Annotated in this window: 22 protein-coding genes and 3 tRNA genes; 18 read left to right on the top strand and 7 right to left on the bottom strand. The window is 66.7% G+C overall.

Annotation, left to right across the window (positions count from 1 at the left end; translation table 11 throughout):
• Positions 1–128 precede the first annotated feature (128 nt).
• A tRNA-Arg gene (locus tag ACNS88_RS05930) sits at positions 129–201 on the bottom strand.
• 324 nt (positions 202–525) lie between these two features.
• On the opposite strand from ACNS88_RS05930, the gene ACNS88_RS05935 reads away from it, so the two are divergent.
• The 3 genes from ACNS88_RS05935 (at position 526) to ACNS88_RS05945 (ending at position 3,625) form a co-directional block, all read left to right on the top strand.
• Positions 526–2,031: a single-stranded DNA binding protein gene (locus ACNS88_RS05935; RefSeq protein WP_435094849.1), complete on the top strand. Its 1,506-nt coding sequence runs from the start codon at positions 526–528 to the stop codon at positions 2,029–2,031.
• Between the two features lie 157 nt (positions 2,032–2,188).
• Positions 2,189–2,620, top strand: a complete 432-nt coding sequence (locus ACNS88_RS05940; RefSeq protein ID WP_435094851.1) for a histone family protein — start codon at positions 2,189–2,191, stop codon at positions 2,618–2,620.
• The gene (locus ACNS88_RS05945) at positions 2,621–3,625 is read left to right on the top strand and encodes a histone deacetylase family protein (protein ID WP_435094852.1); all 1,005 of its coding nucleotides are present in this window, start codon (positions 2,621–2,623) and stop codon (positions 3,623–3,625) included. It abuts the gene before it with no gap.
• A gap of 95 nt (positions 3,626–3,720) precedes the next feature.
• On the opposite strand, the gene ACNS88_RS05950 is transcribed toward ACNS88_RS05945, so the two are convergent.
• Positions 3,721–3,793, bottom strand: a tRNA-Asp gene (locus ACNS88_RS05950).
• Positions 3,794–3,822: 29 nt separating this feature from the next.
• Positions 3,823–3,895 (bottom strand) — tRNA-Asp (locus tag ACNS88_RS05955).
• A gap of 350 nt (positions 3,896–4,245) precedes the next feature.
• Between ACNS88_RS05955 and ACNS88_RS05960 the strand changes: the two genes are divergently transcribed.
• From ACNS88_RS05960 to ACNS88_RS06000, 9 genes are all read left to right on the top strand, one after another.
• Complete coding sequence (locus ACNS88_RS05960) at positions 4,246–4,473, top strand: DNA-directed RNA polymerase subunit H (protein WP_435094854.1); 228 nt, start codon at positions 4,246–4,248, stop codon at positions 4,471–4,473.
• The gene (locus ACNS88_RS05965) at positions 4,470–6,035 is read left to right on the top strand and encodes a DNA-directed RNA polymerase subunit B'' (RefSeq protein WP_435094856.1); all 1,566 of its coding nucleotides are present in this window, start codon (positions 4,470–4,472) and stop codon (positions 6,033–6,035) included. Before ACNS88_RS05960 ends, ACNS88_RS05965 begins: the two co-directional genes overlap by 4 nt.
• Position 6,036: 1 nt before the next feature.
• Positions 6,037–7,866, top strand: coding sequence for a DNA-directed RNA polymerase subunit B (gene rpoB / locus ACNS88_RS05970; protein ID WP_435094858.1), 1,830 nt, complete (start codon positions 6,037–6,039; stop codon positions 7,864–7,866).
• 6 nt (positions 7,867–7,872) lie between these two features.
• Complete coding sequence (locus ACNS88_RS05975; protein ID WP_435094859.1) at positions 7,873–10,794, top strand: DNA-directed RNA polymerase subunit A'; 2,922 nt, start codon at positions 7,873–7,875, stop codon at positions 10,792–10,794.
• Positions 10,787–12,001: a DNA-directed RNA polymerase subunit A'' gene (gene rpoA2 / locus ACNS88_RS05980; RefSeq protein ID WP_435094870.1), complete on the top strand. Its 1,215-nt coding sequence runs from the start codon at positions 10,787–10,789 to the stop codon at positions 11,999–12,001. Before ACNS88_RS05975 ends, rpoA2 begins: the two co-directional genes overlap by 8 nt.
• Positions 12,001–12,420 carry a NusA-like transcription termination signal-binding factor gene (locus ACNS88_RS05985; protein ID WP_435094871.1) on the top strand — a complete coding sequence of 140 codons (420 nt, stop codon included), beginning with the start codon at positions 12,001–12,003 and terminating at the stop codon, positions 12,418–12,420. The genes rpoA2 and ACNS88_RS05985 overlap by 1 nt, the downstream gene beginning before the upstream one ends.
• A gap of 46 nt (positions 12,421–12,466) precedes the next feature.
• Positions 12,467–13,330, top strand: a complete 864-nt coding sequence (locus ACNS88_RS05990; protein WP_435094873.1) for a DUF7537 family lipoprotein — start codon at positions 12,467–12,469, stop codon at positions 13,328–13,330.
• 242 nt (positions 13,331–13,572) lie between these two features.
• Positions 13,573–14,001 carry a 30S ribosomal protein S12 gene (locus ACNS88_RS05995; RefSeq protein WP_004048726.1) on the top strand — a complete coding sequence of 143 codons (429 nt, stop codon included), beginning with the start codon at positions 13,573–13,575 and terminating at the stop codon, positions 13,999–14,001.
• Positions 13,998–14,651, top strand: coding sequence for a 30S ribosomal protein S7 (locus ACNS88_RS06000; RefSeq protein WP_435094875.1), 654 nt, complete (start codon positions 13,998–14,000; stop codon positions 14,649–14,651). Before ACNS88_RS05995 ends, ACNS88_RS06000 begins: the two co-directional genes overlap by 4 nt.
• Positions 14,652–15,352: 701 nt before the next feature.
• Here the strand turns inward: ACNS88_RS06000 and ACNS88_RS06005 are convergent.
• Complete coding sequence (locus ACNS88_RS06005) at positions 15,353–17,338, bottom strand: aconitate hydratase (RefSeq protein ID WP_435094877.1); 1,986 nt, start codon at positions 17,336–17,338, stop codon at positions 15,353–15,355.
• Positions 17,339–17,604: 266 nt separating this feature from the next.
• On the opposite strand from ACNS88_RS06005, the gene ACNS88_RS06010 reads away from it, so the two are divergent.
• Positions 17,605–18,078 carry a deoxyuridine 5'-triphosphate nucleotidohydrolase gene (locus tag ACNS88_RS06010; protein WP_435094879.1) on the top strand — a complete coding sequence of 158 codons (474 nt, stop codon included), beginning with the start codon at positions 17,605–17,607 and terminating at the stop codon, positions 18,076–18,078.
• A gap of 436 nt (positions 18,079–18,514) precedes the next feature.
• Here the strand turns inward: ACNS88_RS06010 and ACNS88_RS06015 are convergent, their stop codons facing one another.
• Both ACNS88_RS06015 and ACNS88_RS06020 read right to left on the bottom strand, forming a co-directional pair.
• On the bottom strand, positions 18,515–18,922 hold the full coding sequence (locus tag ACNS88_RS06015) for a CBS domain-containing protein (protein WP_435094881.1): 408 nt from the start codon (positions 18,920–18,922) through the stop codon (positions 18,515–18,517).
• Positions 18,923–18,979: 57 nt separating this feature from the next.
• Complete coding sequence (locus ACNS88_RS06020; protein WP_435094883.1) at positions 18,980–19,936, bottom strand: DUF5787 family protein; 957 nt, start codon at positions 19,934–19,936, stop codon at positions 18,980–18,982.
• A 124-nt stretch (positions 19,937–20,060) separates the two neighbouring features.
• On the opposite strand from ACNS88_RS06020, the gene ACNS88_RS06025 reads away from it, so the two are divergent.
• The 4 genes from ACNS88_RS06025 to ACNS88_RS06040 all read left to right on the top strand — a co-directional run bounded on the left by ACNS88_RS06025 (position 20,061) and on the right by ACNS88_RS06040 (position 22,437).
• The gene (locus tag ACNS88_RS06025) at positions 20,061–20,444 is read left to right on the top strand and encodes a hypothetical protein (protein ID WP_435094884.1); all 384 of its coding nucleotides are present in this window, start codon (positions 20,061–20,063) and stop codon (positions 20,442–20,444) included.
• Entirely contained in the window at positions 20,441–21,031 is a 591-nt protein-coding gene (locus ACNS88_RS06030; RefSeq protein ID WP_435094886.1) for an NUDIX hydrolase, read from the top strand. The genes ACNS88_RS06025 and ACNS88_RS06030 overlap by 4 nt, the downstream gene beginning before the upstream one ends.
• A 55-nt stretch (positions 21,032–21,086) precedes the next feature.
• A complete protein-coding gene (locus ACNS88_RS06035) occupies positions 21,087–21,512 on the top strand; it encodes a hypothetical protein (RefSeq protein ID WP_435094888.1) in 426 nt (141 codons plus the stop codon).
• Between the two features lie 91 nt (positions 21,513–21,603).
• Entirely contained in the window at positions 21,604–22,437 is an 834-nt protein-coding gene (locus ACNS88_RS06040; RefSeq protein WP_435094890.1) for an NAD+ synthase, read from the top strand.
• Positions 22,438–22,440: 3 nt separating this feature from the next.
• Here the strand turns inward: ACNS88_RS06040 and ACNS88_RS06045 are convergent, their stop codons facing one another.
• A complete protein-coding gene (locus tag ACNS88_RS06045) occupies positions 22,441–23,547 on the bottom strand; it encodes an anthranilate phosphoribosyltransferase (protein WP_435094892.1) in 1,107 nt (368 codons plus the stop codon).
• 355 nt (positions 23,548–23,902) lie between these two features.
• Here ACNS88_RS06045 and ACNS88_RS06050 point away from each other — a divergent pair, with 355 nt between their 5' ends.
• Entirely contained in the window at positions 23,903–24,061 is a 159-nt protein-coding gene (locus ACNS88_RS06050; RefSeq protein ID WP_435094894.1) for a DUF7317 family protein, read from the top strand.
• Positions 24,062–24,140 lie beyond the last annotated feature (79 nt).

Below are 24,140 nucleotides of genomic sequence, written 5' to 3' on the forward strand. Positions count from 1 at the left end.
CGCAGTATTCGCCGTGCGGTGTATCTGAAGACGTCCTGACGGAGTCCTGCGCGAGGGAACCGAGCGCAGGGCACGTCAGGACGCGAACGCAGCGGCTGTCGAACGAAGTGAGACAGCCGCAAAGTGAGCGTCCTGACGGAGATTTGAACTCCGGTCCCTGGCTCCGCAAGCCAGGAGGATAGTCCACTACCCTACCAGGACTCAAATGGACGTACCGCGGTGGAACTTAAGACGGTTACGGTCCACGGGCTGCGTGGCGGAGGGTCGCATGCGGCGCGGTCGGGCGAGCATGACCGCACGTTCACGTCACAGACAAACACGGAATCGCGATAGCTGGATCGCTCGGAGGTCCCGCGCGTGGATTGCACACCTTTTGTATCGAGGGGACCGATGAACCGGTATGACGGAATTCCGATCCGCGACGGCGACGCCGCGGACCCGACCGACGGCGGGCACGAGTTCGACCGTGAGACCCCCGAAAGGACAACGTTTATGCGCGGACTCGGCAACCGAGGTGGTACGCGTATGGGAGTGATAGAGGACGTCTACGGGGATCTCGACACCGACGTCGAGTTCGAGGAGTTCGAGGCGGCCGTCGAGGACAAAGTCGAGCAGATGGGCGGACTCGCAGACGAGGAGACGGCCGCGATGCTGATCGCCCACGAGCTGCGCGACGAGGAGGCCGACACGATCGCCGACATCGAGCCCGGCATGAACGACGTGAAGTTCCTCGGAAAGGTGACCTCCATCGGCGATATTCGTACGTTCGAGCGCGACGACGAGGACGCCGGGGAGGGCCGCGTCTGCAACATCGACGTCGCGGACGCCTCCGGCTCCGTGCGGGTCGCACTGTGGGACGAAATGGCCGTCGGCGCCGAAGAGCAGCTGGAGGTCGGACAGGTGCTCCGCGTCATGGGCCGCCCGAAGGAGGGGTACAGCGGGCTCGAAGTGAGCGCGAACAAGGTTGAGCCGGACGAGGACGCCGAGGTCGACGTGCAGGTGCTCGACACCTACCAAGTGACGGACCTCTCACTCGGCGCGTCCGACGTGGACCTCGTCGGGCAGGTACTCGACACCGACTCGATCCGCACGTTCGACCGCGACGACGGCTCGGAGGGGCGCGTGGCCAACCTCACCGTCGGTGACGAAACCGGTCGCGTACGCGTGACGCTGTGGGACGGCAAGGCCGACCTCACCGAGGAGTTCGAGGCCGGCGAGGTCGTCGAGGTCGGCGACGGCTACGTCCGCGAGCGCGACGGGGACTTGGAGCTCCACGTCGGCGACCGCGGCACTGTCGAACGGGTCGACGAGGACGTGGAGTACGTCCCGGAGACGACCGATATCGCAGGGGTGGCGATCGGCGAAACCGTCGACATCGGCGGGGGCGTCATCGAGACCGACCCGAAGCGAACGTTCGACCGCGACGACGGCTCGGAAGGGCAGGTCCGGAACGTCCGCATCAAGGACGACACCGGCGAGATCCGCGTCGCGCTGTGGGGCGACAAGGCCGACCGCGAGATCGAGTTGGCCGACCGCGTCGTCTTCACCGACGTGGAGATCCAAGACGGCTGGCAGGACGACCTCGAGGCCTCGGCGAACTGGCGCTCGACGATCGCCGTCCTCGATGAGGGGAGCGAGGCGGCGGGCGGGACCGGAGACGGCGTGTCCGGGACCGACGCTGACGGTTCCGAGAGCGCCGAGCGCGGCGCGAGCGACACGGGGCTCGGCGCCTTCGCCGAGGACGGACAGAAGGCGGCCGCCGAGGCGGTTGCGGGCGAGGCCGGGGGACGCGACGAGGAGGGAGGCACCGAGAGTGGCGCATCCGGTGGCGCCGCGGCCGCAACGGCAGAGCAGTCAGCCGAGCAAGTCGAGTTTACCGGGACGGTCGTCCAGACCGGCAATCCCGTCGTGTTGGACGACGGCCAGCGGACGAAGAGCGTCGAGACCGACGCCGGCCTCCGGCTCGGTGAGGAGGTCACGGTGCGCGGGACGGAGCGCGACGGGACGATCGACGCCGAGGAGGTGTTCTGATCGGACGGGAGATGGCGGAGAGCGGCCGGCGACGGGAGCGACGACGCGGGTAGCTACGACGCGGGTAGCTACGACGCGAGTAGCAACGACGAAGCCGCTCGGCGGCGGAGAGCGGGTAACGGAAACAGTTTTACGGGACACGGACGCGACTGTGTGTATGAGTGTCGAGTTGCCGTTCGCGCCGGTCGACGGAATTATCCGGCGGAACGCCGGGGACCTCCGCGTGAGTGCGGACGCCGCCGAGGAGTTGGCTCGCCGGATCCAAGCGCACGGCGCTGAGCTGGCGATCGACGCGGCCGAACAGGCAACCGAGGACGGACGAAAGACGCTAATGGCGTCCGATTTTGGCGTTGAACAGGTGATCGTCCGCGAGAAACTCACGCTGCCCGTCGCGCCCATCGACCGAATCGCTCGGCTCCGGATCGACGACCGATACCGGGTGGGCGTCGACGCGCGGATCGCGCTGGCCGACATCTTGGAGGACTACGCCGACAACGTCGCGAGCGCGGCCGCGACCCTCGCGCGCCACGCCGACAGGCGGACCGTACAGGCCGAGGATATCGAGACGTACTTCGCCTTGTTCGAGTAGATGCACTTCGGCTACAGCGAGCGGTGTCTCGAACACGACACCGGCGAACGACATCCGGAAAATCCGGACCGGCTGCGCGCGATCCGTCGCGGGCTCGCGAAACGGCACGGCGTCGAGTACGCGGAGGCCGACCCGGCGACGCGAGAGGAGATTATCGCGGTTCACGACGCGGAGTACGTCGACGAACTGGAGAGCTTCGTCGACGACGGCGGCGGGAGCTGGGACCCCGACACCGTCGCGAGCGAAGGAACGTGGGACGCCGCACTCTCCTCGGCCGGCCTCGCGCAGTGGGCGGCCCGCTCCGCGCTCAACGGTGCCGACGGTCGAGATACGCCCTTTGCGCTCGGACGACCACCGGGACACCACGCGGTGCCCGACGACGCCATGGGCTTTTGTTTCTTCAACAACGCCTCCGTCGCAGCGCAGACCGTCCTCGACAACGGGGCCGCCGACCGGGTCGCGATCTTCGACTGGGACGTGCACCACGGTAACGGTACACAAGACATATTCTACGAGCGCGGCGACGTGATGTACGCGTCGGTCCACGAGAAGGGGCTCTATCCGGACACCGGCGCGCTCGACGAGACCGGTCGCGGCGAGGGAGAAGAAACGACTGTGAATCTCCCGCTTGCGGCTGGGGCCGGCGACGCGGACTATCTCTACGCCATCGACGAGGGAATCGCACCAGCGCTCGAACGGTTCGACCCCGATCTCGTGATCGTCTCGGCCGGGTTCGACGCTCACCGGCACGACCCAATCTCGCGGATGCGTGTCTCCTCGGAGGGGTACGCGCTGATGACCGACCAGATACGGTCGGTCACCGACGAGATCGGGGCCGCGACGGCCTACGTCCTCGAAGGCGGCTACGGCCTCGACACGCTAGCCGAGGGCGTCTCGATGGTCCACGAGACGTTCGACGGTCGCACGCCCGTCGGGAACGACGACGATCCCGACGAGAAGACGGAGTCGCTCGTGACCGAACTGCGGGAACTACTCGAATTATAAACAAACAGTTCGAGCGGTCCTTTTCGGAGTTACCTTCCGGAACGTTCGTCAGCTCTGGAGCTGCTCGCTACGCTCGCCGTGTTGTTCGTCGAAAACGCCCGGAGCGGGATTTGAACCCGCGTCACGACCGTGACAGGGTCGTATGATGGGCCACTACACCATCCGGGCAAACAGCGAGTAACCCCGAAGCGTGGGGACGCCCGGAGCGGGATTTGAACCCGCGTCACGACCGTGACAGGGTCGTATGATGGGCCACTACACCATCCGGGCTTGTCGCAATCATTCGTACCCTTGTCTGGCAAATAAGGCTTGTCATCGCCGTCGACGGTGGTGATTGGTGACAGGGAAGAGAGCGCCCCCCGAAGGGACCGGAGTTCCCGACGTGGGCGACTCGATCCCGCGATTTCGGTGGGATTTCGGAGGCGTTCGGTCGACCTGGAAGATCATAGCGTGACCGATCGCGGCGGTACCCTTTTGTGTGATACCCGCATTACCTAGAGTATCGCACGCCCCCGTCGCCGTGAGCCGCGCACGGCGGAGCCGCTTGACAAGCCTTATGATGTTGGCGCTTATAGCAATCTGTAGTATCTCGTGATAGCTTCTTTCAATAACCACCACCCATGGTAGACGTAAGCCAGCACGAACTCGTCCCGGATCACGTTCTCCTCGAGCCCGAAGAGGTCGACGAGGTTCTGGCGGAGTACGACGTGAAACGGACGAACCTACCGAAGATCAAACGCACTGATCCCGCGATCCCCGACGACGCCGAGGTCGGCGACGTGGTGAAGATCGTTCGAAACTCCCGCACGACCGAGGAAGCGGTCGTGTACCGATTAGTCGTCTCATGAACAGACAAGACCGACGCGTGGTGTCACGTGAGTATTTCTCGGACGAACGGCTCGCTGAACACCACTTCCGCTCGTTCAACAACTTCCTGGACCGCGGCATGCAGGAAGTCGTCGACGAGAAGGAGACGATCGAGACCGATATCGGCGACAAAGAAGGCCAAGAGCCCGTCTACGTCGAACTCGGCGACGTGCGGATGGTCACTCCGCGCGTCCGCGAGGCCGACGGCTCCGAGGAGCTGCTGTACCCTCAGGAGGCGCGGCTTCGCAACATCACCTACTCGGCGCCCGTGTTCATGGAGATGTCCATCGTACGCGGCGGCGAGGAGGAGCCCGAGCAGGTCGTCGGCACGACCGAGACGAAGGTCGGGCGGATGCCGATCATGGTCGGCTCGAACAAGTGTAACATGGCCGGCTTCTCCGATGAGGAGCTCATCGACATCGGCGAGGACCCCGTCGATCCCGGCGGGTACTTCATCGTCAATGGCTCCGAGCGCGTGCTGATGACCTCGGAGGACCTCGCACCGAACAAGATTCTCGCCGAATACGACTCGAAGTACGGCGACGAGATTCAGGTCGCGAAGACGTTCTCTCAGCGCCGCGGCTACCGCGCGCTGGTGCTCTGCGAGCGCAACCGCGAGGGGCTGCTCGAAGTGTCGTTCCCGTCCGTCTCGGGCTCGATAGACTTCGTGACGCTCGTCCGCGCGCTCGGCCTCGAATCCGACGAGGAGATCGTTCATCGGGTCTCGGACGACCCCGAGATCGTGAAGTTCATGCTTGAGAACTTGGAGGAGGCCGAGGTGCAGACGACCGAGGGAGCCATCGAGACCCTCGGCGAGCGCGTCGCCTCCGGCCAGGGGAAGAACTACCAGCTCAAGCGAGCCAACTACGTCATCGACCGCTACCTCCTCCCGCACCTCCACGAGGAGGGAGTCGAGGAGGAGGACGTGCGGATCAACAAGGCGTACTACCTCTGCCGGATGGCCGAGGCGTGTTTCGAGCTCGCTTTGAACCGTCGCGAGGCGGACGACAAGGACCACTACGCCAACAAGCGCCTGAAGGTCTCCGGCGACCTGATGCGCGACCTGTTCCGGACGGCGCTGAACAAGCTGGCACGCGACGTGAAGTACCAGCTCGAGCGCGCGAACATGCGGAACCGCGATCTCACGGTTAACACCGTCGTCCGCTCCGACGTGCTGACCGAGCGGCTCGAACACCCGATCGCGACGGGCAACTGGGTGGGCGGCCGCTCCGGCGTCTCCCAGCTCGTCGACCGGACCGACTACATGGGCGTGCTCTCGCACCTCCGGCGTCTGCGCTCGCCGCTATCGCGGTCGCAGCCGCACTTCAAGGCGCGAGACCTCCACGCGACCCAGTGGGGTCGCATCTGTCCCTCCGAGACGCCGGAGGGGCCGAACTGCGGACTCGTGAAGAACTTCGCGCAGGCGATGGAGCTCTCACAGACGGTAGACGACGAACAGGGGCTGAAACGAGAACTGGCGTCGATGGGTGTCGAGGGGATCCCCGGCATCGAGGGCGTCGACCGACAGACGGCGGACGACTAATATGGCTCAGGCAGAACGCGAAGCGAAGGTGTACGTCAACGGGAGCCTCGTGGGGACCCACCCGGACCCCGAGGCCCTCGCAGCACAGATCCGCGAGGCCCGCCGACGCGGCGACGTCTCGGAGATGGTGAACGTCTCGGTCAAAGACCGGACCCAGGAAGTGATCGTCAACGCGGACGCGGGACGCGCCCGTCGTCCGCTGATCGTCGTCGAGAACGGCGAGCCCCTCCTGGGCGACGAAGAGATCGAGGCCCTCGAACGCGGCGACGTCGAGTTCGAGGACCTCGTCGACCGCGGCTACGTCGAGTTCATCGACGCCGAGGAGGAGGAGGACATCCTCGTCGCCGTCGACGAGGAGGATGTGACCGACGATCACACACACCTCGAGATCGACCCGCAGCTCGTGTTCGGTATCGGCGCGGGGATGATCCCCTACCCCGAACACAACGCGAGCCCGCGCATCACGATGGGCGCGGGGATGATGAAGCAGTCGCTCGGACTCCCCTCCGCCAACTACCGGATCCGACCGGACACGCGTCAGCACCTGCTGCACTACCCGCAGCTGGCGATGGTGAACACGCAGACGTCCGATCAGATCAGCTTCGACAAGCGGCCGGCGGCGCAGAACTTCGTCGTCGCCGTGATGTCCTACGAGGGGTTCAACATCGAGGACGCCCTCGTGATGAACCAGGGCTCCGTCGACCGCGCGCTCACTCGCTCGCACTTCTTCCGGACCTACGAGGGCGAGGAGCGCCGGTACCCCGGCGGCCAGGAGGATCGCTTCGAGATTCCCGAACAGGACGTGCGCGGCGCGCGCGGCGAGGACGCGTACACCCACCTCGACGAGGACGGCCTCGTCAACCCGGAGACGAAGGTGGACGAGTCCTCGGTCCTGCTCGGCAAGACCAGCCCGCCGCGCTTCCTCGAGGAGCCCGATGACATGGGCGGGCTCTCCCCGCAGAAGCGCCGAGAGACGAGCGTGACGATGCGCTCGGGTGAATCCGGCGTCGTCGACACGGTGACGCTGATGGAGGGCGAGGACGGCTCCAAGCTCTCGAAGGTGAAGGTACGCGACCAGCGTGTCCCCGAGCTCGGGGACAAGTTCGCGTCGCGACACGGACAGAAGGGCGTCGTGGGCCACCTTGCCCCGCAGGAGGACATGCCCTTCACCGAGGAGGGGGTCGTCCCCGACCTCGTGATGAACCCGCACGCGCTCCCGTCCCGGATGACGGTCGGCCACGTGCTAGAGATGCTCGGCGGCAAGGTCGGCTCGCTGCGCGGCTCGCGGGTCGACGGAACCCCGTTCCAAGGCGAAGACGAGGAGGAACTCCGCGGCGGACTGGAGGACCACGGCTTCAAGTCCTCCGGCAAGGAGGTCATGTACTCCGGCGTCACCGGCGAGAAGATCGAGGCGGAGATCTTCGTCGGGACGATCTTCTACCACAAGCTGTACCACATGGTGTCGAACAAGCTCCACGCCCGCTCGCGCGGGCCGGTGCAGGTGCTCACGCGCCAGCCGACCGAGGGGCGCGCCCGCGAGGGCGGCCTGCGAGTCGGGGAGATGGAGCGCGACACGATCATCGGCCACGGCGCGTCGATGGTGCTCAACGAGCGGCTCCTGGAGTCCTCCGACGCCGAGACGGTACACGTCTCCGCGGAGACCGGGCTCGTCGCCGTCGAGGACCGGGAGCAGCGCCGCGTGTACGACCCCGTCACGGGCGACGAAGACGACATCCACGAGCTCGAGGTCAGCTACGCGTTCAAGCTCCTCCTCGACGAGATGATCGCCCTCGGCATCCGACCGAAGCTCGAACTGGAGGACGCGATTTAAATGTCAATGCAAACACCGAAAGTGCTCGGCGGCATCGACTTCGGCCTCATGGACCCGGAGACGTACCGGGACATGTCGGCGACGAAGGTGATCACGGCCGACACGTACGACGACGACGGCTACCCGATCGACATGGGGCTAATGGACCCGCGGCTCGGGGTCATCGACCCCGGCCTAGAGTGTCGGACCTGCGGCTCCCACTCCGGCTCCTGTAACGGCCACTTCGGCCACATCGAACTGGCTGCCCCCGTCATCCACGTGGGCTTCACGAAGCTCATCCGGCGGCTGCTCCGCTCGACGTGCCGAGAGTGCGGCAAGCTCGCCTTGGACGAGGCCCAGCGCGACGAGTTCCGCAACCGCTACGAGCGAGCGAAGGAGCTCGGCGACGACGAACACGACGTGTTGAAGGCCGCCGTCCGGCAGGCCCGGAAGGCCAAGACCTGTCCGTTCTGTGGCGAGCCACAAGCGGACATCAAACACGAGAAGCCGACCACCTACTACGAGGTGCAGGACGTGCTTTCCGGCGACTACTCCGAGCGCATCGCGGCCGCGATGCAGCCCGACGAGGAGGAGGACGATCCGGGCACCTCGCCGCAGGAACTCGCCGAGAAGACCGACATCGAGTTAGAGCAGATCAACGAGATCATGGCCGGCGAGTTCCGCCCGCGCAAGGAGGACCGCCGCTCCGTCGAGAAGGCGCTCGACATCGACCTCACCGAAGAGGACATGAACAAGCTGATGCCCTCGGACATCCGCGACTGGTTCGAGGACATCCCGGACGAGGACCTCGAAGTCCTCGGCATCGACTCCGAGCACTCCCGGCCGGAGTGGATGATACTGACGGTGCTTCCCGTTCCGCCGGTGACCACGCGTCCCTCCATCACGCTCGACAACGGCCAGCGCTCCGAGGACGACCTCACGCACAAGCTGGTCGACATCATCCGGATCAACCAGCGGTTCATGGAGAACCGCGAAGCCGGCGCCCCGCAGCTGATCATCGAGGACCTCTGGGAGCTGCTCCAGTACCACGTCACCACGTTCGTCGACAACGAGATCAGCGGGACGCCGCCGGCGCGTCACCGTTCCGGACGCCCTCTCAAGACCCTCAGCCAGCGGCTGAAGGGGAAGGAAGGTCGCTTCCGCGGCTCGCTGTCCGGGAAACGCGTCAACTTCTCCGCCCGGACCGTCATCTCGCCGGACCCGACGCTCTCGCTGAATGAGGTCGGTGTCCCGGACCGCGTCGCCATGGAGATGACGCAGACGCTCAACGTCACCGAGCGCAACGTCGAGGAAGCGCGCCAGTACGTCCGGAACGGCCCGGAGGCGCACCCTGGCGCGAACTACGTCCGACGACCCGACGGTCGTCGCCTGAAAGTGACCGAGAAGAACTGCGAGGAGCTCGCCGAGAAGGTCGAGGCCGACTGGGAGGTCAACCGCCACCTCGTCGACGGCGACATCGTGATCTTCAACCGGCAGCCCTCGCTCCACCGGATGTCCATCATGGCCCACGAGGTCGTGGTGATGCCGTACAAGACGTTCCGGCTCAACACCGTCGTCTGTCCGCCGTACAACGCCGACTTCGACGGCGACGAGATGAACATGCACGCGCTGCAAAACGAGGAGGCTCGCGCCGAGGCGCGCGTCCTCATGCGCGTCCAAGAGCAGATCCTCTCGCCGCGGTTCGGCGGGAACATCATCGGCGCCATTCAGGACCACATCTCCGGGACGTACCTGCTCACGCACTCGAACCCCGAGTTCACCGAGACGCAGGCGCTGGACCTGCTGCGCGCGACCCGCGTCGACGAGCTGCCCGAGGCGGACGGCATCGACGACGAGGGGCGCGAGTACTGGACCGGTCGGACGCTGTTCTCGGAGCTGCTCCCCGACGACCTCTCGCTGGACTTCAGCTCCTCGACGGGCGATAGCGTGCTCATCGAGAACGGCCAGCTGGTCGAAGGGACGATCGACGAGGACGCGGTGGGTGCGTTCGGCGGCGAGGTCGTCGACACTCTCACCAAGGAGTACGGCGAGACGCGCTCGCGCGTGTTCATCAACGAGATCGCGTCGCTGGCGATGCGCGCAATCATGCACTTCGGGTTCTCGATCGGGATCGACGACGAGTCGATCCCGCCGGAGGCCGAAGAGCAGGTCGACGACGCCATCGAGAGCGCCTACGACCGCGTTCAAGAGCTCATCGCGACGTACGAGGCCGGTGAGCTTGAGTCGCTGCCGGGCCGCGGCGTCGACGAGACGCTGGAGATGAAGATCATGCAGACGCTCGGGAAGGCACGCGACTCCGCCGGTGAGATCGCCGACCAGCACTTCGGTGACGACAACCCGGCGGTCGTGATGGCCCGCTCCGGCGCGCGTGGGTCGATGCTGAACCTCACGCAGATGGCCGGCTCCGTCGGCCAGCAGGCGGTTCGCGGCGAGCGGATCAACCGCGGCTACGAGGACCGGACGCTCTCGCACTACCGGCCGAACGACCTCTCCGCGGAAGCGCACGGCTTCGTGGAGAACTCCTACCGCGGCGGCCTCACGCCCGAAGAGTTCTTCTTCCACGCGATGGGCGGCCGCGAGGGGCTGGTCGACACGGCGGTCCGGACCTCCAAGTCCGGTTACCTCCAGCGCCGGCTCATCAACGCGCTCTCCGAACTGGAAGCGCAGTACGACGGCACGGTCCGAGACACCTCTGGCCGGATCGTCCAGTTCGAGTTCGGCGAGGACGGCACCTCGCCGGTGAAGGTTTCCTCCGGCGAGGGCGACGGCATCGATGTCGACGACATCGTCAACCGCGTCGTCGACTCCGAGTTCGACTCCGACGAGGAGAAGGACCGGTTCCTCGGCGAGCGCACGCCGCCGACGAACCTCTCGGAACACTCTGGACCTGGCCTGAACAAGGCCTCGGGGGTGGAGTCGGATGACTGAGTACGACCACGTCACCGACGACATGGAGGCGGTCGTGGAGGCGACCGAGCTTCCCAGCCGCCTCAAAGACGAGGTGTACGGGGCGCTCGAACAGAAGGCCGAGGAGACCGGCGAGATCACGATCGAGCAGGCCACCGAGGTCGCGACCGGCGTCGAGAACCGCTACATCGAGACGCGGGTTGATCCCTTGGACCCGGTCGGCACCGTTTCTGCACAATCGATCGGTGAGCCCGGAACCCAGATGACAATGAACACGTTTCATTACGCTGGGGTTGCAGAAATCGACGTTACCCAAGGGCTCCCCCGGCTCATCGAGCTGGTCGACGCCCGGAAGACGCCGGACACGCCGATGATGACCGTCCACCTCGACGGCGAGTACGCGACGGACCGCGAGAAGGCCCACGAGGTCGTCTGGTCCATCGAGGCGACGCGCATCCTCGCGCTCGGCGACGTGTCGACGAACGTCGCCGACATGCTGGTGCGGATCGACCTGAACGACGACACCCTCCTCGAGCGGTGGCCGGCCCACTCGGACCCCTCAGAGGTCGCCGCGATCATCGCCGAGACGATCGAGGATTCGCTCGGTGTCGACACCCGGCAGTCGGGAACCGTCGTGGAGTTCGGGCCGAACGAGCCGAGCTACCGAGAGCTGCTCCAGCTCGTCGAGCAGCTTCGGGAGATCGTCTTCAAAGGCATCGAGGAGGTCGAACGCGTCGTCATCCGGAAAGAGGAGATCGACGGCGGCGAGGAGTTCGTCCTCTACACCGAGGGGTCGGCGTTCGGCGACACCCTCGACATCGAGGGCGTCGACGCCTCGCGCACGACGTGTAACAACATCCACGAGATCTACCGCAACCTTGGCGTCGAGGCGGCCCGCGAGACGATCATCGACGAGACGAAGAACACACTCGAAGAGCAGGGGCTCGGCGACGTGAACGTCCGCCACCTCATGCTCGTGGCCGACATCATGACGAACAACGGCGAGATCGAGTCGATCGGCCGGCACGGCATCTCCGGCAACAAGGACTCGGTGCTCGCGCGGGCGGCGTTCGAGGTGACGGTCAACCACCTGCTCGACGCCGCGATCCACGGCGAGTACGACGAGCTCGACGGCGTCATCGAGAACGTCATCGCCGGCAAACCGATCTCGCTGGGCACGGGCGATGTCGACCTCCGGATGGGGTCGCGCGTCGTGAGCGACGACTGATGCGCGTCGAGCTCTCCGACGAGGCCCGGCGCTATATCGGTCGCTTCGACGAGCTGACCGGGGTCGCGCCGAAAGACTGCCTCGTGGAGGGCGATCGGCTCGTGTTCCTCGTCCCGGCCGGCGAGATGGCTGCGGCGATCGGACAGGCCGGCGAGACCGTCGAGGAGGCGGAACGACGGCTCGGGAAGTCCGTCGACCTCGTCGAAGACGCGGACACGGCAGAGGCGTTCGTCGCGAACGCGCTCTCGCCGGCGGCGGTCAACGCCGTGACGATCTCAGAGCAGAACGACCGGGTCGCGTACGTCGAGGTGCCGGAGCCGGACCGCGGGGTCGCCATCGGCGCGGACGGCACCAACATCGAGACAGCGCGGACGCTGGCAGAGCGGCACTACGACGTCGACGACATCCAGCTGACGTGAGCACGGGACCCCACGCCCTTTTGCCGATGCGCTCGTTTATCGCGACATGGACCGGAGACGCTTCCTTGCTGGGGTCGGGACCGGAGTCACCGTTGGGATCGCCGGCTGTTCCGGGGACGGTGACGGCGTCGACGGCGGCGGCGGTGACGACGGCGACGACGGCAACGGCGACGGATCGGACCGCCCTTTCTCCGACGCAGATTGGCGGGACGAGGACGGTCTCGACGTTGCGGTTCTCTCGCAGCGCCACGTCGAGGCGCTCGTCGACGCCGGCGGCGTCACGCTGTTCTCGACCGCGGAGACGACCTACGACGGCGACGAAGAGCCGACCCCGTGGCTCCCCTCACAGGAGTACGAGTCCGCGTACGACCTCGAAAACGGACGTCAGTACGTGCGACAGGAGCTGACAGAGACCGATGAGACCGAAATATCGGAGCTGTACGTCGCCGACGGCGAGGCACTGATCCGTCAGCAGACCGGCGACGAGACGCAGTACGGCCGCCAGTCGGTGGATCGATCGGCCGACGATCTCAAAACGGGGATGGAATCGGAGGTAATGACGGGGATCCGCGTCGAACGGGAGACCGCGGAAGGCGAGACGCGGTACGAGGGGCTGAACCTGTGGAACCCGACGAGCGACGGCGAGGGAGAGGTGCGTGGCGAGCCGACGGCACGGTTCACCGCCGACTCATTCGAAGGCGACCGGAACGTCCCCGAGACGGTCGAGACGGCATCGGCGACGGTGCACGTGTACGAGTCCGGCGTGGTACCGCGGCTCCGACAGTCGTGGGCCGGCGAACACGACGGACAGCAGGCGACCGTCGACGTCGACATCGACTACCGCGACCCCGGCGCGACGGTACCGGAGCCGGACTGGGTCGAGGAAGCGCGCGAGGACTCGAGCGCCTGATCCGCGAGGACCGGAGCCGCAGACGCGTTTGCGGGCGCGTTCTCGGTGCGGTTCCAGGCGAAACGACGGGCGCTCTCGACTGCTTACCGGCTCAACGGAAGCGAGCGGCCGTCGTTTTTGGTTCGAGTAGGCCCGTGAAAACACTCTCAGAACGGACGAGAGGTACCGTTCGAGCGATCTGAGGGCGTTTCTCCGCATCGAAAGACGACGCTTAAGTAGCTCCGTTCGGAAGTGGATGTACGATGGCGAACGGCAAATACGCGGCCCGTAAGCTCAAACAGGACCGGCAGAAGCGTCGCTGGTCCGACTCCGAGTACGCTCGGCGAGAGCGCGGGCTCAAGAAGAAGTCCGACCCGCTCGAAGGCGCCCCGCAGGCTCGCGGGATCGTGCTGGAGAAGGTCGGGATCGAGGCAAAGCAGCCGAACTCGGCGATCCGAAAGTGCGTCCGCGTGCAGCTCATCAAGAACGGGAAGCAGGTCACCGCGTTCTGTCCCGGTGACGGCGCCATCTCGTTCATTGACGAGCACGACGAGGTCACGATCGCCGGGATCGGTGGGGCGAAGGGTCGCGCGATGGGCGACCTCTCTGGCGTCAACTACAAAGTCGAGAAGGTCAACGGCGTCTCCATGATCGAACTGGTTCGCGGAAACGCGGAGAAGCCCGTCAGATGAGCGGGGAGGAGACCGAGGCGGAGTCCGACGAGGACGTCGCCGCCGACGAGCCGGAGCCGGACGCGCCCGCGTCCAGCGAGGCCGCCAACGAGAACGCCAAGCTGTTCGACGTGTGGGACGTCACCGAGATCGCCTACGAGGACCCCTCGACGAAGCGCTACATGACCGTGACCCCGATCGCACACACGATGGGTCGTCACGCGTCCAAGCAGTTCAAGAAGTCCGAAATCTCGCTGGTCGAGCGGATGATCAACCGCCTGATGCAGACCGACGAGAACACGGGCAAGAAACAGCAGGCGACGCGGATCGTCCGCGACGCCTTCGACATCATCCACGAGCGGACCGAGGAGAACCCGGCCCAAATTCTCGTGACGGCCGTCGAGAACGCTGCGCCCCGCGAGGAGACCGTCCGCCTGAAGTACGGCGGGATCTCCGTCCCGAAGGCGGTCGACGTCGCGCCGCAGCGCCGCGTCGATCAGGCGCTGCTGTTCATTTCCGACGGCGTCGCTAACGCGACGTACAAGTCGACGACCTCCGCCGCCGAGGCGCTCGCCAACGAGCTCGTCACGGCCGCGGACTACGACGCCGAACGCTCCTACTCCATCTCACAGAAGGAGGAGCGCGAGCGCGTCGCCGCCGCGGCCCGCTAACGCCGGTTCCGACGTCGAACCGACGGGATTCGTTTCGCGGTTTTCCATTTCGACCCGAACTACGGAGCGGCGGCGATACAGCACTTAACAGACGTGAGCACCGCCGACGATCGTTTATAAAGAACTAGTGTAGTGGCGCGCCGGCGAGCACCCTACAGGCGCGAGCCGCGCGCGAGGTCGTCGGGCGAAGCCCGACCGCCAGAGGGACCGAAGGTCCCTCGCTGGAGTCGGACCGGCGCGACCGCGCCGGTCCGACGAGGCTGGGGAGGCGTGAGGTGCCGTGCGGTCGCGGTGCGGGGTGGGATTCAAAGGGGCAGCCGCGAGGACGGCGCAGGCGATGTAAGCACTGGAGGGAGTGAACGAAGTGAGCGACTGAAGCGCGCAGCGAGCGTGCGCCGTCCTCGCGGCTGGGGCTTTGGAGATGTTCATCGTCGATCCGTGGTTGCCGGCTTATAAGCGAGCGACTGGAAGTTTCAAAGCGTTTACTGCACCAATAGCGACATATAAATACCCGCCAGCATCACCTCATTCTCGCTTATAAATAACCGCTCCGTCGTACCGATTCACGCACTCCCGCTCTCGCTCACGTCAATACCCCCAGCGCTCCGCCGATCCACACAGCCACCGCTGAAAGAGCGAACGCGCCGAAAAATAGAGAAGACGGAGATCCGAAATCGCTCGTTGATCGCGAGACAGCGCGCTCAGTCGTCGGCCGGCGCCGCGCCGGAGCCGTCGTCGGCGTGCTGCTGTTTGACCCACGAGAGCTTGCCGCCGGCCCCGAGGATGTCGCGCTCGCGCTCGGAGGCGTCCAGGTCGGCGGTGAACTCCCACTCGCCGTTGACGCTCACGGTGAACTCCTCCTGGCCGGAGGAGACGCCCGCGGGCACGTCGTCGACGATCTGGAGGTCGTCGCCCTGTTCGATCTTCTCGTACGTCTCCGCGTCGATCGCGAGCGGGACGATACCGAAGTTGAACAGGTTCGCCTTGTGGATGCGGGCGAAGCTCTGCGCGAAGACGGCCTCGATGCCGAGGTACATCGGACAGAGGGCTGCGTGCTCACGCGAGGAGCCCTGCCCGTAGTTCTCGCCGGCCACGAGGACGCCGCCGTCGGCGTCGAGCGAGCGCTGCGCGAACGTGTCGTCGACGCGGGAGAGCGTGAACTCGGAGAGCTTCTCGATGTTCGAGCGGAACTTCAGGATGTCCGCGGTCGCCGGGATGATGTGGTCGGTGGTGATGTTGTCCTTCATCTTGAGGAGCGCCTCACCGCCGTCCACGTCGATCCCGTCTTTGAGCGGCACGTCGCCGATGTTCGGGCCCTTGACGAGGCCGTCGTCGATCGCCTCGTCGGGCGCGATGATGTCGGAGTCGGACTGGCCCATGCCGGGACCGTACTTCGTTCCCATCTCCAGCCCGGGCGCCTCGAGGTCGCCGAGGTCGTCGGCGAGGTCGCGCGGGTCGACGATCTCGCCGGTGATGGCCGCCGCGGTGGCGACCTCGGGCGAGCAGAGGAAGACGGAGTCGTCCTCGATGCCGGAGCGACCCTCGAAGTTGCGGTTGAAGGTGCGCAGCGAGACGGAGTCGGAGGCGGGCACGTGACCGATACCGATACACGCGCCACACGTTGCCTCGGAGAAGTTGACGCCGGCCGCCATCATCTCCGCGGTCCAGCCCTCGCGGGCCAGCATCTCGGAGGCCTGCTTGGAACCGGGCGCGACGATCATCTCGGTGCCCTTCGATACCTCGCGGCCCTCCAGCATCTTCGCGCTGGGGAGGATGTCCTCGTAGGCGCCGTTGGTACAGGAGCCGACGATGACCTGCTCGACGTCGGTGCCCGCGTACTCGCTGACGGGGGCGACGTTGTCAGGCATCGACGGGGCGGCCACGAGCGGCTCGAGCTCGCCCATGTCGACCTCGATGGTCTCCGCGTACTCCGCGTCGTCGTCGGGCTGGAGGTCGACGTGCTCCTCCTCGCGGTCCTGGCGCGCGAGCCAGTCTTTCGTCTTCTCGTCGGTCGCGAAGATCGAAGAGGTGGCGCCGAGCTCGGTGCCGAGGTTCGTAATCGTGGTCCGCTCGGGGATCGAGAGCTTCTCGGCGCCGGGGCCGGTGTACTCGAAGATCTTGCCGACGCCGCCCTTGACGGTCAGCTCGCCGAGCAGGTGGAGCGCCACGTCCTTGGCGGTCGCCCACTCGGGGAGCTCGCCTTCGAGGTGGACGTTGACGACTTCCGGCATCTCGACGTAGTAGGGGCCGCCGCCCATCGCGACGGCGATGTCGAGGCCGCCGGCGCCGATCGCGAGCTCGCCGAGTCCGCCGGGGGTCGGCGTGTGCGAGTCGGAGCCCAGCAGCGTCTTGCCGGGCGCCGCGAAGTTCTCCTTGTGGACCTGGTGACAGATCCCGTTCCCGGGCCGGGAGAAGTACGCGCCGTACGTGCCGGCCGCGGAGCGGAGGAAGCGGTGGTCGTCGGTGTTCTTAAAGTCGAACTGATACGTCTGGTGGTCGCAGTACTGCGCGGCCAGCTCCGTCTGGACCTCGTCCAGATCGAGCGCCTCGAACTGGAGCCACACCATCGTCCCCGTGGTGTCCTGCGTCAGCACCTGGTCGATCTCGATACCGATCTCCTCGCCGGGCGTCAGCTCGCCCTCGACGAGATGGTTATCGAGGATCTGCTCCGTAATCGTTTGTCCCATATCACGCGGAGATGACTCTCCCGAGGATATAAAACCCGCGAGTTTTTTGCAAGATCGACCGTGTTAGATCGGATGAGGCGGCGAATGTTGCGGAAGAATAGCCGTGGTACCACAATCCATGTCAGAAATAAGCGTAACGAGTGTATAAGGCCGATAAAGGGCTATACCCGCAGAAATCGGCGTTTTGAGCGGGTGCCTCAATCGGGGCGGTCGGCACCCCGATCGCGGGCGACACCGTTTAGTCTCGCCCGCGGATTCGGTCGACCATGTTCGACTCGGGAGCGACGGTCGGGGCGGCGCTCGACGCGGGCGGGGCCGACCTCAGTGACGCACAGCGACAGCCGAACGGCGTCGACCTCACGGTCGGCGCCGTCTTCGAGCAGACGGAACCGGGCTCGGTCCGCCGCGACGGCAAGCAAGTGGGCGAGCGCGAGGAACTCGACACCGAGGACGGCGCGTACCGGTTGGAGCCGGGTACGTACGTGGTCCGGTACGGGGAGCCGGTGCGGATTCCCGCCGACCGGATCGGCTTCGTGCTCCCGCGGTCGACGCTGCTGCGTAACTCCTGTACCATCGACACCGCGGTCTGGGACGCGGGCTACGAGGGCGTCGGCGAGGGGCGCCTCGACGTGGGCCACGCGATCGCGATCGAGCCGGGCGCGCGGATCGCCCAGCTGGTGTTCGCAGCCGCCGACCACGACGGGACATACGACGGCGACTACCAGGGCGAAGGGCTCTAGCTCGGAGCGGCGAGCGCGAGTGCGGAGATTCCCGCCAAGGGCCGCGACCTCGCAGTTGGGCCACTGTGCGCTGTTCGGTACCAGCGCAGACGCGTCGAGAGACGGACGCATTGAGAAATGGGCGCGTTGAGAGACACCGATGGCTCTCGGGTAGTGAAAGGAACGAACGGCACGCCAGTGCCAGGAAAAAGTGGCACAGCGTGTCGTTCAGTAGGTCCCCGCTGACGCTTCGGCCCTCCAAGCGAAGCGTCACCTGAAGGGAGTGGTGGAATCTACTTAAGCGTGCCGAGGGCGGCAGAGCTATCGTGTAGCCGTCGGCGACAGCCGCACGACACCGGGGCGAGAGCGGCTTTGATCACCACATTGTCGAGATCGGGCGCGTCGTCGAGATCGGAACCGATCCCGCGCTCGCGCAGTTCGGGCAGGTGGGAAGCGACTACGGCGAAGGCGCCTCGGGCGAGGAGACGTACGCGGCGAAGTCGGAGGTGGTGATGATCCCGATCGGCGTCTCGCCGTCAACCACGGGAACGTGGTGGAACCCGTGTTCGACCATCATCGCGGCCACCGCGGAGACGGAGTCCTGGGCGGTTGCCGTGATCGGATCGCGCGTCATATACCGCTCGACCGTGGTCTCGGCCTTCGGCTGGCTCTTCGCGACGATGTCGACGAAGTCGGTCGTGGTGAGGATCCCGGCGAGGGCGCCGTCGTCGTCGACGACCAGCGCCGAGCTGATGTCGTTGTCAAGCAGTACAGCCGCCGCGTCCTCGACAAGCGTGTCCGGCGTCACCGTGTACAGTTCGCTCGTCATCAACCGCGCCACGAACACGTCATCGATGTCGTCCATACCCATACGATTCGCCGTCCACGTATAAATCGTTGCCACGCGGACCGACGACGGAAGTCACAGATACCGCGAGAGTCCGGACTGCCGGCGCGGACCGTCGCTCGCGGGCTCGGCCACCCACGCGGTCCGCTCGTCGCGGAGGCGGTCTCGATCGGTTTCGGGCGGACTCGTGGGCTCGCGCGCGTCACACGTCCCGCCGCAGTCGCGCCCGGGGTCGACGACCCGGTCGAACCGGTCGCAGTAAGGTCGACCGTCGCCGGTCGTCGTCGCGTGCGCGCAGGCCGGAGGGGCCGGGCGCCACCCCTTCCCGTAGGCGCGCTCGGCGATCCGGCGGCGTTTCCGCGCCTTTGCGGCGGGGTCGACGAGCGCCACATCGGTCCGGAGCGCGCGCTCCTCGCGGATCTCGACGCCGGGCGCGCCGGGATCGAGCGGGGTCGGCTCGCGAACGATCTCGCGGTCGCCCGTCTCGGGATCGAACCGCCAGACGCCGACCGCATCGGGGATCCGATTGAGGTGAGCGCGAGTGACGTAGGAGGCGGTCGCGAGCACGACCTCGTCGAACAGGCCGAGCGCGGCGTCGTATCGCAGCTGGGCCGCCAGATCGCCGGGCGTGCCGAGGTCCGGCTTGTTCTCGATCGCGGTCAGCGAGCCGACCCAGTCGTCTGGGTACCGGGCCGTCGCACGCACGACCGGTCGCCCGTCGCGCCGCTCGCGTTCGAGGTAGCCGACGTCGGCCGCGTACTCGGCGACCGCCTCGGCGCGGTCGGGCGGGAGGTCGAACGCATTCTTGAGCGGAACCGCCTCGCCGGGACCGACCGCCGCCTCGATCGCGGGGTTCGGGATCCGGTCCGGCGTGATCGCCGCGCGTCGATCGAACTCCGGGCCGGGCGTCAGCACGCAGACGTCGACGATCCGGCCGCCGGGGTTCTCGATCCCGGCCCCGAGCTGCCGGGCGACGACGCGGGCCGGAGATTCGAGCGCGGCACACAGCGCCAGCTCGAACCGAAACTCCATGGATGAGAGAGGGGCGCAGGCGAGTAAAGCGCGTCGGCGTCGACGGGGGGAGGCGCCGGACGCGACAGGAGAGCGATTCCGCCGCGGTCGAAACCGGTATTCCCCGCCGGCGCCAACGACGACCATGCGCCGGGTCACCCGGAATCTCCTCATCGCCATCGCCCTGATCGCCGTCGCCCTGCTCGCGTTGGGGGCGCTCCCGAGCTACCTCGGAAGCGGCGACCCCTACTACCTCACCGCCGAACCGATCGAGACAAACGAGACCGCGGCCGACGTGAACAACGTCTCCGACCGGCGGTACCCGTTCCTCACGAGCGCGATTGCGAGCGACGACGGGCGCTCCGAGGGGTATCAGACCGGTCTGTACGGAGCGAAGAAGTGGTTCACGCACACGCCGTTCGACGAGGTGGACGCGCTCACCCAACAGGTGCCGGAGGCGGCGGCCGGCGACGGGGTCCGCGTCCGCCGCGACGGGCGGGTCTACTACGTGGAGGTGGTACAGTCGTGAGCGACGATCTCAGCGACCTGCCGGCGTTCGACGACGGACGGAATCACTCGCTGCCCGGCGAGCCGGAGTGGCCGGTCCGGGAGGTCGTCGTCGAGTACGACGAGGGGTGGTTCGTCGGCGGCTATGACCGCGTCGAGCAGCCCGATGGGACGGAGAAGAAGTACTACTGGGCGGAGCTGTCGCCCGCGACGGTCGTGATCGCGGTCGCCGACGACCGGGTACTGTTCGTCGAGCAGTACCGCCCGACCGTGCGGAACACCCAGCTGGAGCTTCCCGCGGGGATCGTCGAGTCCGGCGAGTCGTACACCGCCGCCGGCGCGCGCGAACTCGCCGAGGAGACCGGCTTCGAGCCGTCGTCGACCACGCTGCTCGAGGAAGTGTGGTGTTCGACGGGCGTGTTGCGCCACACGCGCGGGTACGTCTTCGCCGAGGGGTTAGAGCCCGTCGAGGTCGACCACGACAGCAACGAGTTTCTCGTGCCGCGAACGGTTCCGATCGACGAGGCGCTGGCGGTCGCTCGGGAGCCGCCGACGAACGACGCGACGCTGGAGGGGTTGCTGTTGGCTAAAGAGGACGGACTTTTATAAGGAATCGACGGACACCGGCACTGAGTAGTTATAAATCGCCGCCGGATCGCCGAACGTGCTGCCCCTCCAGACCGGGGCCGATACGTCGAATGGCCTCCTTGCCGGCGCGATCGGCCTCGCGCTCCTCGTGTCCGCTGTCGCGATCGTCGCCGTCGTGTCCCGCGACGCCGCCGCACGCGGGGTCTCCGAGCCCCGTCGGTCGCTTCTAAGCGTCGGCGCGGCGCTGTTCCCGGTCCCGGTATTCGCGGCGTACATCCTTTTCGCATCCCGGATCGGCGAGCGTGGGGAGCCGGTACCCCGCGTCGACCGGATCGCCGGCTGGCTCGCCGCCAGCGCGGGGATCGCGGTCCTCAACGGCGCGCTCTTCTCGCCGCCGGACCCGGTCACCCAACTCCGGTACGCCGCGGGACTGTTCGTCGCGCTCGCCGTTCTCCTTTATATTCCGGCGTTCCGTCGCGGCCCGTTCGTCGGCGACGGGTGAGACGATCCGCGGTACGCCGCAGAACCCGACGCACGTCCAGTTCCCCGCGCCGACGGGGAGGTATTAGTCGTCTCGGTCCCTGGCTCCCTCCATGAGCCGGACCTCGGATCAGTCGGTGTTGCTGTCGGACGACCCCCCGCTCGACCTCCGCCTCTCGGAGGAAGAGTTGGAGGCGACTCGCGAGCGCATCGTCTCGTTTATCGCCGATCTCGTCGACGACGCGGGCGCCGAGGGGGCCGTTCTCGGGCTCTCCGGCGGAATCGACTCGACGCTGACCGCCCACCTCGCCGTCGAGGCGCTCGGCGAGGACGGGCTCCACGGGATCACCATGCCCGCCGAGGTGAACGACGCTGACGTGATGAGCGACGCCGAGCGCGTCGCCCACGACCTCGGGATCGAGTACGACCTGATCGAGATTCAGCCGATCGCGGAGTCCTTCTTCGACGCCGTCCCGGAGGCGGCCGACGACCGCATGGCGGCGGGCAACGTCTACGTCCGGACCCGCGCGGTGTTGAACTACTTCGTCGCCAACGCGGAGAACCGGGTCGTACTGGGGACCGGGAACCGCGCGGAGGCGATGACGGGCTACTACACGAAGTACGGCGATCAGGCGGTCGACTGCAACCCCATCGGGAACCTCTACAAACAGCAGGTGCGCCAGCTAGCGGCGCACGTCGGCGTCCCGCGGGACCTCGTGATGCAGGAGCCGACCGCGGGCATGTGGGAGGGCCAGACCGACGCCGAGGAGATGGGACTCGACTACGACACCGTCGACGCGATCGTAGCGGTCCACGTCGACGGCGGGCTCTCACGGGCGGCGACGATCCGCGAGCTCAACGTGTCAGAAGAAGCGGTCGACCGCGTCGTCGAACTCCACGAGCGCAGCGCGCACAAGCGCGCGATGCCGCCCGCACCCGAGCGCTAGGCGTCAGAACTCGCGGAGCGCCTCGAGCACGTCGTGCGCGGAGCCGTCGTCGATGACCGCACGGGCCGCGTCGAGGCCGTCTTCGATCGAGTCCACGTCACCGCGGGCGTAGATACGGAGCGCGGCGTTGACCGCGACCGCGTCGGTAAAGGGTCCGTCGCGCTCGCCGGCGAGCACCGCCTCGGTGATTTCGGCCGATTCGACCGCGACGTCGTCGACCGCGAGGTCGTCCTCTTCGAGGTCCATCCCGTACTCCGCGGTCTCGATCTCGAAGTCGTCGAAGGAGGCGCCCTCGCTGCCGGCGTCGCCCGCTTCGCTCCCGTCGCCGCCCGTCGCGTCCCACTCGGCGACCTTGGTGTAGCCGGGGCGCACATCGTCGTACCCTTCCATCCCCTGGAACATCAGGACGCGGTCGAGGTCGTGGAACTCGCTTTCGACGAACGTGTCGACGACCTTCTTCGCGAACGCGAGGTGGTAGAAGGAGCCGAGGTGAACCGACGCCCCCGCGGGGTTCGCCAGCGTCTCGATGGTGTTGACGAACGAGCGGACGCCCATCTGGTCGCGGCGGTCGAACAGGTCGTCGATAGCGGGGTTAAAGGCGGGCTGGTAGTAGAAGCCAAAGCCGGTCTCGTCGACCATGTCGGCCGAGTCGGCGGGCGTCAGCTCGGTGTGGACGCCCAGTTCGTCCAAGACGTGCTTGTACGAGTCCTGTTTCTGCGTGGGGACGCGGTCGCCCGAGTGGACGACGACCGGGGTACCCGCGGCGGCCGCGACCGCGCCGGCCGCGACGCCCAGGATCGCGGAGCGTCCCTTCCCGTCGTAGTTCGCGCCGCAGTCGACGGGGTCGGCGTCGGGCTCCGCGTACTCCACGCGCTCGCACATCACGTCGACGTACGCGCCCAGCTCCTCGGACGTGTTCCGCTTCCAGCGGTTCGCGAGCCAGAACGCCCCGAGCGTCGTCGGGTCGGGCTCGTCCGCGAGGATGCGCTCGAACGCCTCGGTCGCCTGCGCGCGCGTCAAGTCGTCGGCCGACTTGTGGCCGGAACCACAGACCTCGGTCATCAGCCGTTTGAGGGGCCAGTCGCCGAACTCCTGAGTCGCCTGAGCCATACTCCTCGTTGGGGTCCTCGAACGAAAAGTCCCACGTTCGACTCCCGAGCGCCGGGAAGGGACGAAACGACCGAAATCCGGTTCGCGGACGGGACACCGGGGGCTCGTCACGCACGACGGGCGAGACCGCCACCGCACGCCGGTCGACCGGCGGCGCGCGCGAGCGACGACCGCGGCGAATCGACCGGCTCACACCCGATCCGTGGCACACGATCACACATTTTAAATAGACGATCGTACGCTTATAATCCGTAATAAACTAAGGATAAGTAGATTAACCGCTATTATATTCTGTAACTGCCCTCAAAAGGCGTTAGAGTTATATGTTCGTCCATCTGTTGAACAGTTGTTCCCGATGACGTCAAAATCCGTCGCCACCGCACTCACGCTGTATCGCGCCCGCACACTGACGCTCGAACAGGCCGCCACAGTCGGCGGCTGCTCGACGGCCCAGCTCGAGGAGAGCGCCCAGGCGTTCGCGCCGACGACGGGCGACGCCCCCGCTGACGACTGACACCGCTGTCGACGACCGATCGGCCCCGAGCCCTCCGATCTCGGCGACCCACCTCCGAAACCGGTAGGTACGCGCGACC

Source organism: Halorubrum shenae (assembly GCF_051194165.1).
GTDB lineage: Archaea > Halobacteriota > Halobacteria > Halobacteriales > Haloferacaceae > Halorubrum.